We start from the raw sequence: 14,334 nt of genomic DNA, 5'->3' as shown, positions 1-14,334 counted from the left end.
AATTCAAAATAATCCACAACAATTTCAGGTAATAATAATTTGATTAGCTCACTAAAAGAATCTTGCATTTGTATCTATTTTTAAAATACAAATATCGAAATTTAATATTTCCCCACAACTTTTAGACTTGATCCGTACTAAATCCTTTTAAACTCCCTATTATTTAGGGAGTTTTTTGTGTTTAAATTGTACCAAATTTAAATTTTGAGATTTCTAAAAAATATAATTAAATTTTCACAGGAAAAATTTATTTTATAACTTTCTCCATTACTTTTAAATTATTTTATTCTCTCATTTTATAGTTTAATTTTAGATTCCATCTAATTAATTCTTGTTATTTTCGGGGTTAACAATTTATTAATTTAGTGTCATGAAGCAGTTGTGAAGATTGAGTTTGAACTTTATGTTGTATTTTTGTATAAAATATAAATATACAATATGAAGAGAATTATTTTGTTTTTGGCAGTTATTATGTCTTTAAACTCACAAGCGCAGCAACGCCCCAAATTGGTAGTGGGCATAGTGGTAGACCAAATGAAAATGGAATACCTATATCGTTTTTCTGCAGATTTTTCTGCTAATGGATTTAAAAGATTGATGAATGATGGATATACTTTTCATAATATGCATTACAATTTTGTACCAACCTATACAGCTCCCGGCCATGCAAGTATTTATACGGGAACAACGCCATCTACGCATGGAATTGTTGGAAATGATTGGTTCAATAAAGCGACAGGAAAAGATATGTATTGTACGGACGATGCATCTGTTAAGACGTTAGGAGAAGGTACAGATAAAGAGGGTGCGATGTCACCTAGAAATCTTTTAAGTACTACTATTACAGATGAGTTGCGTATGGCTACCAATTTTAAAGGTAAAGTTATTGGATTGAGTATTAAAGACCGTGGTGCAATTTTACCGGCCGGACATTTTGCTAATTGGGCATTTTGGTACAGCTCAACAGGTTCTTTTATTTCCAGTACTTTTTATGGTTCAAATTTGCCAAGTTGGGTAACGGAGTTCAACCAAGAAAAACGATACATGAACTACATTAACAAAGGTTGGAATTTACTAAAGCCACTATCTACCTACAATGAAAGTTTAGCAGATGATAATCCGTACGAGGGGAAATTGGATAAAGCTAATGGTCCCGTTTTTCCTTATGATTTGGCTAAGATCTATAAAGAAAAAGGTGCCGATGTTTTGCGAACTACACCCTTTGGTAATGATATTTTAGCAGATTTAGCGATGAAAGCTATTGAAAAAGAAGAGTTAGGAAAAGATGATGCAACAGATTTCCTAACGGTTAGTTTTTCTTCTACAGATTATGTTGGTCACACTTTTGGACCTCGTTCGATAGAGTTGCAAGATACATATTTACGACTTGATCAAAATATAGATCAATTTTTAAATTACTTAGACAAAACAGTTGGGAAAGATAATTATTTAGTTTTTTTGACTGCTGATCATGCTGGTGCTGAAAATCCAAATTATTTAAAGGATAATAAGTACAATGTGAAAAATGTACCTACAAAAGGTTTTGTGGAATCTTTAAAGAAATTTTCAAATGAAACTTTTGGAGTAGATCTTATCTTGGATTATTCTAATTTCAATGTATTTTTCAATAAGGACTTGGTAAAACAAAAAGGTTTAGAATTGACAAAAGTAAAAGAGAGCTTTAAAGTTTTTTTGATGACGCAAGAGCACATCAAAAGAGTGTATACAGAGGAAGAAATTTTAGCTTCATCAGGGGATGATTATTTTTTAAGTTTTATAGCTAAAGGTTATGATCCTAAACAAAACGGTGAGTTAGTAATTCTAGATAAAACGGGCTATATGGAATATCAGGCTACAGGAACAACACATGGATCTCCAAATAGTTATGATACTCATGTGCCTCTTCTTTTTTATGGATGGCATGTTCCTAAAGGCGAGTTACACGCAAAAAAGTATATTACTCAAATTGCCCCTACACTATCTCAGATGTTAAAGATTCCGTTTCCTAATGGCACTGAGTCAGAAGTTTTAGAAACTTTGCTAGATAAGTAATAGTGTTTTGAATTTAAAAAATCCCATTTACAACTGATTGTCAGTGTAAATGGGATTTTTTTATTTTAAACCGTTTCTATTGCTTGTGGTAGTGGAATTTGATTTTTCAATAAGTCTTCAAAGGTTTCATGTGCTCTTATTAAATGTCCTTCGCCGTTCATCCATAATACTTCAGCTGGTTTGTATCTGGAGTTATAGTTTGATGCCATAGAGAAACAATAGGCTCCTGCATTTCTGAAAGATAAAATATCGCCTTCTTTTATTTCGGCAATTCTTCTGTTGTTTGCAAATGTGTCCGTTTCGCAAATATATCCAACTACAGAGTAAAAACGTTCTTTCCCTTTTGGGTTTGAGATGTTTTCTATATGGTGTTGTGAGCCGTAGAACATTGGACGGATTAAGTGATTGAAACCACTGTCTATTCCAGCAAAAACCGTTGATGTAGTTTGCTTCACGACATTAACTTTTGCTAAGAAATAACCAGCTTCACTTACAAGAAATTTCCCTGGTTCAAATATCAATGTTAATTCTTTTCCGTATTCAGTACAAAAAGCATTGAATCTTTTTGATAGTTTTTTACCTAATTCTTCAATGTCCGTTTCAATATCATCTTTTTTGTATGGCACTTTAAATCCGCTTCCGAAATCTAAGAATTCTAAGTTTTTGAAATTTCTAGCTGCATCAAATAATATTTCGGCAGCATATAAAAATACTTCAATATCCAAAATATCGGAGCCGGTGTGCATATGGATACCCACAATATTCATTTTTGTGTTTTCTACAATTCGGACCAAATGTGGTAATTGGTGAACTGAAATTCCAAATTTACTATCAATATGACCTACAGAAATATTAGCGTTTCCTCCAGCCATCACGTGAGGATTGATTCGGATGCAAACTGGTACATTTGGATATTTTGTTCCAAATTGTTCCAAAATTGATAAATTATCAATGTTTACTTGAACTCCCATAGCGGCAACCTCTTCTATCTCTTCAAGCGAAACACCGTTTGGAGTATAAAATATTTTTTCAGGTTCGTAGCCCGCGTGCAAACCTAATTGTACTTCTTGTATAGAAACCGTATCTAAACCTGAACCCATTTCTCGTAACAATTGAAGTATCGCCACGTTTGATAAGGCTTTCATTGCATAATTGATGCGCAACTGTTTTACCTTAGAAAAAGCTTTGGATAATCTGTTGTATTGAGATTGTATTTTTTCGGCATCATATACGTATAATGGACTACCAAATTGTTCTGCTGATTGTACTAAGTCTTTTGATTGCATAATTATTAATTTTGAGCAAATTTATTACTCTTTATTTAGTCCTACAAGGGAAGATATGAATTCTAACAAATTGTAACAAAAAGTTATATTTTAAACAAATTAGTGTTTTAGATTCGAATTTTCAATTTGGGTGAGGGATGGCAGCGGATAGCCCACAGGCGCTGTAGTTTTTACGAAAGCGACGCGGACTTGAGGCGAACAGCCCGACGCTACCGAAACGATAGTGCAGGTAGGGGCACCTCCTAAAAAATCAAATGACTGCCTATAAACGAATTGGCAGTCATTTTTTGATTGTTTAAAAACTATTTATAGGCTAGGTAAATCGCCATTTCCTTTGGTAGGTAAGTTGGTATAACCCATTAAGTATTTATCTACTTCTCTGGCTGCTTCGCGACCTTCAGATATTGCCCAAACAATTAATGATTGTCCTCTACGCATGTCACCTGCGGTAAATATATGTGGAATATTGGTTTGGTAATTCGTAGCTTGATAGTTGTTACGGGTGTCAATTTTGATGCCCAACTGCTCGCTCAATGTTTTCTCGGGTCCTGTAAAACCGAGTGCTAACAAAGCCAAGTCACATGGCCAGATTTTTTCGGAACCTTCTTTTTCAATTAGTTCAGGTCGTTGACCAGTTGTCATTTTCCAAGCTACTTCAATGGTTTTTAATCCAACCAATTCGCCAGCATCATTGGCTATAAATTCTTTGGTGTTTATGAGCCAGTTTCTTTCACAGCCTTCTTCATGAGAGCTAGAAGTTTTTAATTGCAGGGGCCAGAAAGGCCATGGAGTGGACTCGCTTCGGCTTACTGGAGGTTTTGGTAAAATTTCAAAATTTGTGACTGATTTGGCACCATGACGGTTTGACGTTCCTACACAGTCTGAGCCGGTATCACCGCCACCAATAACGATAACATTTTTATCCGTTGCTTTGATTTGATGTGGAATAGATTCACCGTATAATGCTTTGGTTTGTTGCGTCAAAAAGTCCATTGCCTGTACCACACCTGTACTTTCAATTCCTTTTGTTGGTAAACTACGACGCTCCGTAGCACCACCACATAACACGATTGAATCAAATTTATTGAGTTCTGAAATTTCATAATTAACTCCCACGTTGACATTGGTTTTAAAAGTAATTCCCTCCGCTTCTAAAACTTTAACACGTCTGTCGATAATTCCTTTTTCTAGTTTGAAATTTGGAATCCCATAACGCAATAATCCACCAATGGCATTGTCTCTTTCAAAGACGGTAACGGTATGTCCGGCGCGGTTTAATTGTTGGGCTGCTGCTAAACCAGCAGGTCCAGAGCCAATTACGGCGACTGTTTTTCCGGTTCTATTCTCTGGCGGTTGTGGTTTGATCCAACCTTCGGCAAAACCTCTTTCTATAATATTTTTTTCAATATTTTCGATAGCAACTGGCTCGCTAATGATTCCTAGAACACATGATTTTTCGCAAGGAGCAGGGCAAAGTCTTCCTGTAAATTCAGGAAAATTATTGGTAGATTGTAATATTTTCAAGGCACTTTCCCATTCCTCCTGATGTACCATGTCATTGAAATCTGGAATTAAGTTTCCTAACGGACAAGAGCTGTGGCAAAATGGAATACCGCAATCCATACATCTGGAACCTTGTTCTTTGATTTTATCTTTGGTTAACGGAATTGTAAATTCATTATAATTTGATACTCTTTCTGGAACTGCAACATTACTTTCGTCGGTTCTAGAATATTCTTTAAATCCTCCTATTTTTCCCATAATTAAAAATGTTTTTCCTCCCCCCAGCCCCCTCCGAAGGAGGGGGAGCCGAAACGAGAATACGATTGTATAATTTTATTCACTAAATCTTAAATGCTAGCAAGCTCTTTCACATGCTCCTCCTGCGGAGGTTGGGGGGCTAAGCGCTGCAATGCTTTTTTGTAATCAGTAGGCATTACTTTTACAAAATGCTGCTGTTGATTTTCCCAATCCTCTAGAATCCTTTTTGCCAACGGACTACTCGTATAGAGCGAGTGATTTTTTATCAAACGTCTCAGTTTAGTAAAGTCATCATTTTCCAATAATTCAAAAGCAACCATTTCCATATTACATAAAGTAGCGTCGAATTTTTTATTTGGATCAAAAACATACGCAATACCACCGCTCATTCCAGCTGCAAAATTCCTTCCTGTTTTTCCTAAAACCACTACAGTTCCGCCTGTCATGTACTCGCAGCCATGATCTCCAATTCCTTCTACAACGGCAGTTGCTCCAGAATTCCGCACACAAAAACGTTCGCCCGCCATACCATTAATGTAGGCTTCGCCAGTGATAGCCCCGTATAGCGCTACGTTACCAATAATGATGTTTTCTTCGGGTTTGAAAGTAGCAGTAGGAGGAACTTTAATTATTAGTTTTCCGCCAGAAAGCCCTTTGCCTAAATAATCATTACAATTGCCATGAATTTTAAATGATAAACCATTAGTAGCAAAAGCCCCAAAACTTTGTCCAGCAGATCCTGTAAAATCAACTAAGATAGTGTCTTCGGGTAAACCTTGCGCACCGTATATTTTTGAAATTTCGTTACTTAGAATTGCTCCTACAGAACGATCGGTGTTTTTGATATCGAAGGTGACTCTTGTTTTTTCTTTTCTGTAAATTGATGGAATAGCCGCTTTTATAATTTCAAAATCAAGTACATGTTCTAAAGCATGATCTTGCGTTGTTGTATTGTGATTGGGAACTTCTTTTGCTTTTTCAGGCTTGTACAAAATGGAAGATAAATCTAATCCACTTGCTTTGTAATGCTTGATGGCTTTGTTTACATTCAGTTTTTGAGATTGTCCCACCATTTCTTTTAATGTTCTAAATCCAAGTTGTGCCATGATTTCTCTCAACTCTTCAGCAATAAAATACATGAAGTTGATGATGTGTTCTGGTGTTCCTTTGAAATTTTTTCTCAATTCAGGATCTTGTGTTGCAATTCCTACTGGACATGTATTCAAGTGACACGCTCGCATCATAATACAACCAGAAGCTACTAATGGCGCTGTTGCAAAACCAAATTCCTCAGCTCCAAGTAATGCAGCAATAGCCACATCGCGACCCGTTTTTAGTTGGCCATCACATTCTAAAACGATACGGCTTCGTAAATCATTTAAAATCAATGTTTGTTGAGCTTCGGCAAGTCCAAGTTCCCAAGGAATGCCGGTGTGTTGTAATGAAGTTAATGGTGCAGCTCCAGTTCCTCCGTCGTATCCTGAAATCAAAATCACATCGGCTTTTGCTTTAGCAACTCCTGCCGCGATGGTACCAACACCAACTTCAGAAACTAATTTGACATTAATTCTAGCTTCGCGATTGGCATTTTTTAAGTCAAAAATTAACTGCGATAAATCTTCAATTGAATAAATATCATGGTGTGGTGGTGGAGAAATTAAGCCAACATACGGTGTTGAATTTCGAGTTTCGGCAATCCAAGGCACTACTTTTTCACCGGGTAATTGACCACCTTCTCCGGGTTTTGCACCTTGGGCCATTTTGATTTGAATTTCGCGAGCGTTGGTCAAATAGTTGATGGAAACCCCAAAACGGCCAGAGGCAACTTGTTTGATGGCGCTATTTCTAGAGTCTCCATTCAAGTCTTTTTGAAAACGTTTTGGATCTTCTCCACCTTCTCCAGAATTGCTTTTTCCACCAATTCTATTCATGGCAATCGCTAGGTTTTCATGTGCTTCTTGGCTGATGGATCCGTAAGACATAGCGCCTGTTTTGAATTTTTTTACAATCTCTGTCCAAGGTTCCACTTCGTCAATTGAAATAGGATCTAAGTTATTGAATTCAAATAAACCTCTAATAGTCATTAAGTTTTCACTTTGATCATTGACCATTTTAGAATACTCTTTATAACTTTCAGGACTGTTTAAACGAACAGCTTGTTGTAATTTAGAAATCGTGGTTGGGTTGAACATGTGCTTTTCGCCTAATCGTCTCCATCTGTAGACACCGCCAATTTCGAGTGGAAGTAAATTACTGACTTTTGAATTTGGAAAGGCTTTTTGGTATCTTTTTTTGATTTCTTTTTCGACTTCCATCAAACCAATTCCTTCAATTCGTGATGGCGTGTAAGGAAAATATTTAGAAGTAAAAGTTTTGTTCAATCCTAAGATTTCAAAAATTTGTGCCGCTCTGTACGAATGCAAAGTAGAAATTCCGATTTTATTCATGATTTTCAGAATCCCTTTTGCGATGGCTTTGTTGTAGTTTTTGATGGCATAATCCGCTTTTACACCAGTGATAAATCCTGCATTTACCTGGTTGTGGATGATTTCATTGACCATATATGGATTTATGGCACTTGCTCCGTAACCAAATAATAGCGCAAAATGATGGGGTTCGCGTGGTTCTGCCGATTCTATTAGAATACCAAATTTTGATCGAACTTTTAGTATGTTTAGCGAATGATGAATATACGAACACGCTAATAACATTGGAATAGGGGCCATTTTTTCGCTTACACCTCTGTCTGATAAAATCACAATATTGCAGCCTTCTGAAACAGCTTTGTAGGTAGCTTGTACTGCTTTTTCAAGAGCGCGTTCTAGTCCGTTTACTCCTTTTTTTATTTCATATAAAGTAGAAATGGTGACCGACTTGAAATCGGTATGATCAATGTTTCGAATTTTGTCCAAATCTTCGTTGGAAATGACCGGATTTTGGATTTTTAGTTTTTTACAATGCTTGGGTACAATTTCAAAAATATTATAATCTCCGCCAATTGCTAAACTAATATCCGTAATGATTTCTTCACGAATACCATCCAAAGGCGGGTTTGTAACTTGAGCAAATAACTGTTTGAAATAATTATACAAAAGTTGTGGCTGATCTGATAAAACGGCAAGTGGTGTGTCATTGCCCATCGAACTTAGCGCTTCGGCTCCTTCGGCACCCATCGGGTTGATGATTGTTTTTAAATCTTCAATCGTATATCCAAACAAGCGCTGTCTGGTTTCAAAATCAACATTTTCAACCGGAATGAGATTATCAGTGTATGGAATTTGCGCTAGCGAAAGTAAGTTTTCGTCAAGCCATTGTTTATAAGGATGTTTGGTTACAATTGCATTTTTGATTTCGTCATCTTCGATAATTCGGCCTTCATTCATATCAACCAAAAACATTTTCCCCGGTTCTAATCGGCCGTGTTGAATGACATCTTCTGGTTTGATATCTAATACTCCAATTTCTGAAGACATAATTACGAAACCACTTTTGGTTAAAGTGTATCGAGAAGGACGCAATCCATTTCTATCCAATAGCGCTCCAATGACGTTACCATCTGTAAAAGGAATAGAGGCTGGACCATCCCAAGGTTCCATAATACAAGCGTTGTATTCGTAAAAGGCTTTTTTATCCTCCGACATCGTTTGGTGTTTTTCCCAAGCTTCTGGGACTACCATCATCATAGCTTCGGGTAAGGAACGGCCCGTCATCAGTAACAATTCTATTACCATATCCATTGAAGCTGAATCTGATTTTCCTTCTAAAATAATTGGGAATAATTTTTTGATATCATCGCCAAAAACATCACTTTTCATCAACTCTTCACGTGCACGCATGCGGCTTATGTTGCCACGTAACGTATTGATTTCTCCATTGTGACACATATAGCGAAACGGTTGTGCGAGTTCCCAAGATGGGAATGTATTGGTCGAAAATCGTTGGTGAACCAATGCCAATCGGGTTACCAAGTCGTCATCGAGTAAATCGGTGTAATACCTGCTGATATCTTCTGGCATTAGCAAACCTTTATATATGATAGTTGTTGTAGAAAAACTAGAAAAATAGAACCTGTAGCTTTCTGAAATTCTTGAATTTATGATAGCGTGTTCTGCAATTTTTCTAGCTGCAAACAGTTTAGCATTAAATTGTTGTTCTGTCAAATCCAATCCATTTTTACCTACAAATACTTGTTGCACCGTGGGCTCTTTCTCAGCTGCGATTTGACCTAAATTTGATGCGTCAACTGGAACTGTTCTCCATCCTAAAATTTCTAACTTTTGATCTTTTATAGATGCTTCAAAAGTGGTTTTGCAAAAAGCGATTTGGTTGGGACTTTTGGGCATGAACACCATTCCCACGGCATATTGTTTTGCTGCTGGGATTTCAAAATCACATACTTTTTTAAAAAAATCATGAGGGATATCAAATAATATTCCCGCACCATCTCCAGTTCGCCCATCAGCACTTACTGCACCACGATGTTCTAGTTTAATTAATATGTCTAGTGCTTTGTGTATAATGTCATTGGACTTGTTTCCGTTTAGATTACAAATGAACCCAGCTCCGCAATTGTCGTGTTCAAATTCGGGTAAGTATAGGCCTTGTTCTTTAACTTTCATACTTTTTATTTTTATGTAAAATTAAATATTTAGTATCATATAGTTAGTGAATTGGTTAAAATGGCCTTGTTTTTATATTTATAATAGAAATTTGTTGGATAAATATCAATATTGTTATTTAAACATTGCTGATTTGATTTTTCGATAAAAAGTGAAGCAATTGGATGGTGCTAGACACTTGATTTTGAAAAAAATAGTTCGGTAAAACAGAATTGCGACTATTTATAACAAATTTGTGATTAATTATTATAATTTATCGTTTGGTGAGAATGGTTTCATATCCGTCAGGTTGGTCTCATTTTGACCTATATTTAATTGAAAAAAAAATAACAGTTACATTTAATTTTGCTATTTTTGTGCCACTTTTAAACTGAAAAAATTCAGAAGCCAGACAAATTCTATATTATGAACATACACGAATATCAAGGAAAAGAGATTTTAGCTAGCTACGGAGTTCGCATTCAACGCGGAATCGTTGCTAATAGTCCTGTAGAAGCGGTTGCTGCTGCAAAACAATTAACAACCGAAACGGGTACAAGTTGGTATGTTGTAAAAGCCCAAGTTCATGCCGGTGGACGTGGAAAAGGTGGTGGAGTAAAACTTGCCAAAAACTTACAACAAGTAGAAGAGATTTCAGAGCAAATTATCGGAATGCAATTGATTACTCCTCAAACTTCTGCTGAAGGTAAAAAAGTACACAAAGTTTTAATTGCTGAGGATGTTTATTACCCTGGTGAAAGTGAAACTTCTGAGTTTTATGTTTCTGTTTTATTGAATAGAGCTACAGGTCGTAACATGATTATGTATTCTACTGAAGGTGGAATGGATATTGAAGAAGTTGCAGAACATACTCCACATTTAATCTTTACGGAAGAAATTGATCCTTCTGTTGGATTACAAGGTTTTCAAGCAAGAAGAATTGCTTTTAATCTAGGTCTTTCTGGAAATGCTTTCAAAGAAATGGTGAAATTCATCGACTCTTTGTACAATGCATACATTGGATCTGATGCTTCGATGTTTGAAATCAATCCGGTTTTAAAAACATCTGATAATAAAATTATGGCTGTCGATGCTAAAGTAAATATCGATGATAATGCTTTATACAGACAAAAGAAATATGCTGATATGCGCGATGTTCGTGAGGAAAATCCAATCGAAGTAGAAGCAAAAGAAGTAGGATTAAACTACGTGGATCTTGACGGTACTGTAGGATGTATGGTAAACGGAGCTGGATTAGCAATGGCAACTATGGATTTAATCAAGTATGCTGGTTTTGAGCCTGCTAACTTCCTTGACGTAGGTGGAACTGCTGATGCAAAACGTGTTGAAACTGCTTTTCGTATTATCTTAAAAGATCAAAACGTAAAAGCAATTTTGATTAATATTTTTGGTGGAATCGTTCGTTGTGACCGTGTGGCACAAGGAGTTGTTGATGCTTATAAAAATATGGGTGACGCAATCAAAGTGCCAATTATTGTTCGTTTACAAGGTACTAATGCAGCAATCGCAAAAGAATTAATAGATAATTCAGGAATGCCAATTTTATCTGCAGTTGAATTTCAAGAAGCAGCAGATCAAGTAAAAGCAGCACTTTCTTAATTAATAAAATTTTTATATTTCAAAAACCTGTTTGAGTAATCAAACAGGTTTTTTTAGTTTAAAGCAGTTCCTATTACTAAGGAGAACAAATCATAATATTACTTGAAAGTGTAAAGTTTTATTGTAAGCAACGGTTATCTTTGTTTTCTAATTGCAACAACTCATGAAACTTAAGATACAAAATAATTTTATAACTAATTTACCCGCTGATCCTGATCTTGAAAATAGTCCAAGACAAGTAAAAAAAACATGTTATTCCTATGTTGCTCCGACCAAGCCTTCTAATCCGAGTTTAATTCATGCGAATGGTGACATGGCTACTACACTCGGACTTTCGGATGAAGATGTACTTTCTTCTGATTTTTTAAATACGTTTTCAGGAACTACAATTTATCCCAATACCCAACCTTTTGCCTTGTGTTATGCTGGACATCAATTTGGGAATTGGGCTGGACAATTGGGTGATGGCCGCGCTATAAATCTTACTGAAGTAGTTCATGAAGATGCGACATTCACTTTACAACTAAAAGGTGCTGGGCCTACACCATATTCTAGAACTGCGGATGGTTTTGCGGTATTGCGCTCCTCCATCAGAGAATATTTATGTGCCGAAGCCATGCATTATTTAGGTGTTCCTACGACACGTTCGCTGTCGCTAATGCTATCAGGCGATCCTGTGTTGCGCGATGTGTTGTACAACGGAAATCCAGCGTATGAAAAAGGTGCCATCGTTTGTAGAGTAGCGCCATCGTTTATTCGTTTTGGAAGTTTTGAAATATTGGCTTCGCAAAATGATCTTGTTAATCTCAAATTACTTACTGATTTTACTATCAAACACCATTTTCCAGCTATTACAAGCGAAGGAGCCGAAAAATATCTTGCGTTTTTTGCTGCAGTTGCTGAATCTACAAAAAAAATGATTATCGAATGGCAACGCGTAGGCTTTGTTCATGGTGTAATGAATACCGATAATATGTCAATTCACGGCATTACGATTGATTATGGACCGTACGGCTGGTTAGAAGATTACAATGCTGGCTGGACGCCAAATACTACCGACAGACAACATAAAAGATACCGCTTTGGCAACCAACCTGAAATTGCTTTGTGGAATTTGTACCAATTAGCTAATGCTTTGTATCCACTGATTGAGGATGCAAAACCACTAGAAACTATTCTAGATAAGTTTAGCGTTGATTACGAACGCGAATATTTGATAATGATGCAAAATAAACTTGGTCTTCAAGACAAGAAAGAAAGTGACTTGCTTTTAGTTGGCGTTTTGGTAGAATTATTGGAAAGAGTAGAAACAGATATGACGATTTTCTTTAGAAATTTAAGTACTGTTTCAAAAGATGATTCCGTTACAATCGCTTTCAATGCTGTCAAAGAAGCTTTTTACAATGAAAAGGATTTAAATGAAAATGCAATGAAGGAATGGTACGATTGGTTGGAGCGGTACAGCATTCGAATTAATGAAGAAAAACTTTTAGATACAGAAAGAAAAGAGCTGATGAATTTAGTTAATCCAAAATACGTGCTGCGAAATTACATGGCGCAGTTGTGTATAGATGACGCGGATAAAGGAGATTATGACTTATTGAAAGAATTATTCGAAATGCTCAAAAATCCATATGACGAACAACCCCAGTTTCAAAAATGGTTTGCCAAAAGACCCGATTGGGCTAGAGATAAAGTGGGATGTTCGATGTTAAGTTGTAGTTCTTAAAATGGGATTTAAAAATTATTTAAAACACAATCTATTTAACTCCTATGGCTTCATGACCTCTTAATAAAATCTTATTTTTATCATCTAAATTTTCTTTGGTTTTTCCTAATATGTTGATAATGTCAAATTTGGCGGTACTCTCTCTTAGGTTATAAAATTCTTCTGAATTAGTAACTTCAACTTTTAAAATATAGTTTCGGTCTAATTTGAAAGTATCAATATTGTCTTTTATAAATGCTCCATTTACCATGTAAATGACGTCGTTACTTTTAATTTTTGTAAATTCAGTTTTGATTTTTTCTAAAGTTAGAAAGTCGTATTTCTTAGGGTTTTTAGAAGTAATGTAAAGCTGACCATGAAACAAAACAGCATTTATTATGGTGTCCTTTTTGATAACATTCACGGATTCAATTTCATTTGGGTTGATATATTCAATTGCATTTCTTGCAATTAAGTTAGAATCAATAAACACCGCTGGTTGTTCAATTTTATTCTTTTGTCCAAAAAATAGTGTTGTAAAAAATAATGTGTAAAGGGTAAAGAGGCATTTCATATTGGAAGGTGTAAATTCATTGATGCAAACTAAATGTACAAAAAATCCTGAACTCTCATTCAGGATTTTGCAATTGTATTACTTTCCAATTTCTTGAATCGCATCCGATTCATATATTTTGAAACCTGTGTCGTTTCTTTGAGCTATTTTAAACATTGCTTTTGCAACAGTTTTACCTTCAATCGCCTTATATTTTTTCAAGTTGCCTTGAAACACAAATGAAAACGTTTGCATGAAAAAGGCACCTACTTTTTCACCGAATCTAAATTCTGCTCGGTTTCCTAAAAGAAGGGAGGGCTGCAGTACAGCAACGCTTTCGAATTCGCAATTTTTGAGAAAATCTTGAATGTCTCCTTTGGTTTTCAAATAGAAATTACTTGATTTTGCATTGGCATTTAGAGAGGAAATTATCAGAAATTTTTTGACTTTGTTTTGCCTTGCAAAATTGGCAAACTGTCGCGGATACTCATAATCTACTTTTCTGAATGCGCTTTGACTTCCTGCTTTTTTGATCGTTGTGCCAATCGTGCAAAAGAAATCGTCCCCTACAACAAGATTTTCATAAGTTTCTGGCTTATCAAAATCAATACCGTATTGTGTTAATTTGGGATGACGGATTCCTAAATCTCTTTTTACGAAAGTCACCACCTTAGTATACTCTGGACTCTCTAAAAGAATTTTCAATAGTTCAGAGCCTATTAGACCAGTGCTTCCAATTACTAACGCCGTTTTCAC

General features: G+C 35.8%; 8 protein-coding genes. 3 read left to right on the top strand and 5 right to left on the bottom strand.

The genetic code is table 11. From position 1 onward, the window contains the following. The first annotated feature begins 438 nt into the window (after nt 1-438). Nucleotides 439-2,052: an alkaline phosphatase PafA gene (pafA, locus tag ACNQGO_RS11655; RefSeq protein WP_417985334.1), complete on the top strand. Its 1,614-nt coding sequence runs from the start codon at nt 439-441 to the stop codon at nt 2,050-2,052. Between the two features lie 65 nt (nt 2,053-2,117). On the opposite strand, the gene lysA is transcribed toward pafA, so the two are convergent. From lysA to gltB, 3 genes are all read right to left on the bottom strand, one after another. Next, complete coding sequence (lysA, locus tag ACNQGO_RS11650; RefSeq protein WP_417985333.1) at nt 2,118-3,338, bottom strand: diaminopimelate decarboxylase; 1,221 nt, start codon at nt 3,336-3,338, stop codon at nt 2,118-2,120. Between the two features lie 306 nt (nt 3,339-3,644). Next, entirely contained in the window at nt 3,645-5,099 is a 1,455-nt protein-coding gene (locus tag ACNQGO_RS11645) for a glutamate synthase subunit beta (RefSeq protein ID WP_417985332.1), read from the bottom strand. 89 nt (nt 5,100-5,188) lie between these two features. Then, nucleotides 5,189-9,718, bottom strand: a complete 4,530-nt coding sequence (gltB, locus tag ACNQGO_RS11640; protein WP_417985331.1) for a glutamate synthase large subunit — start codon at nt 9,716-9,718, stop codon at nt 5,189-5,191. A gap of 405 nt (nt 9,719-10,123) precedes the next feature. Between gltB and sucC the strand changes: the two genes are divergently transcribed. Together sucC and ACNQGO_RS11630 are read left to right on the top strand one after the other, a co-directional pair. Then, nucleotides 10,124-11,317: an ADP-forming succinate--CoA ligase subunit beta gene (gene sucC, locus ACNQGO_RS11635; RefSeq protein ID WP_417944342.1), complete on the top strand. Its 1,194-nt coding sequence runs from the start codon at nt 10,124-10,126 to the stop codon at nt 11,315-11,317. Nucleotides 11,318-11,480: 163 nt separating this feature from the next. Further along, complete coding sequence (locus ACNQGO_RS11630) at nt 11,481-13,046, top strand: protein adenylyltransferase SelO (RefSeq protein ID WP_417985330.1); 1,566 nt, start codon at nt 11,481-11,483, stop codon at nt 13,044-13,046. 31 nt (nt 13,047-13,077) lie between these two features. Here ACNQGO_RS11630 and ACNQGO_RS11625 read toward each other — a convergent pair whose 3' ends face one another. Beyond that, nucleotides 13,078-13,599 (bottom strand): hypothetical protein, encoded by a 522-nt coding sequence (locus tag ACNQGO_RS11625; protein ID WP_417985329.1) that lies wholly within the window; start codon nt 13,597-13,599, stop codon nt 13,078-13,080. A gap of 78 nt (nt 13,600-13,677) precedes the next feature. Continuing rightward, nucleotides 13,678-14,334 carry an NAD(P)H-binding protein gene (locus tag ACNQGO_RS11620; protein ID WP_417985328.1) on the bottom strand — a complete coding sequence of 219 codons (657 nt, stop codon included), beginning with the start codon at nt 14,332-14,334 and terminating at the stop codon, nt 13,678-13,680.

The sequence above is a fragment of the Flavobacterium frigidum genome, assembly GCF_048286735.1.
Lineage (GTDB): Bacteria > Bacteroidota > Bacteroidia > Flavobacteriales > Flavobacteriaceae > Flavobacterium.
Note: the sequence above shows the minus strand (reverse complement) of the source record. Positions and strands in the feature narration are given on the sequence as shown.

Excerpts from the sequence above, each read along its gene's own strand:
- ACNQGO_RS11645 (WP_417985332.1), bottom strand. The coding sequence starts at position 5,099 with ATGGGAAAAATAGGAGGATTTAAAGAATATTCTAGAACCGACGAAAGT.
- sucC (WP_417944342.1), top strand. The coding sequence starts at position 10,124 with ATGAACATACACGAATATCAAGGAAAAGAGATTTTAGCTAGCTACGGA.
- pafA (WP_417985334.1), top strand. The coding sequence starts at position 439 with ATGAAGAGAATTATTTTGTTTTTGGCAGTTATTATGTCTTTAAACTCA.
- lysA (WP_417985333.1), bottom strand. The coding sequence starts at position 3,338 with ATGCAATCAAAAGACTTAGTACAATCAGCAGAACAATTTGGTAGTCCA.
- ACNQGO_RS11625 (WP_417985329.1), bottom strand. The coding sequence starts at position 13,599 with ATGAAATGCCTCTTTACCCTTTACACATTATTTTTTACAACACTATTT.
- gltB (WP_417985331.1), bottom strand. The coding sequence starts at position 9,718 with ATGAAAGTTAAAGAACAAGGCCTATACTTACCCGAATTTGAACACGAC.
- ACNQGO_RS11630 (WP_417985330.1), top strand. The coding sequence starts at position 11,481 with ATGAAACTTAAGATACAAAATAATTTTATAACTAATTTACCCGCTGAT.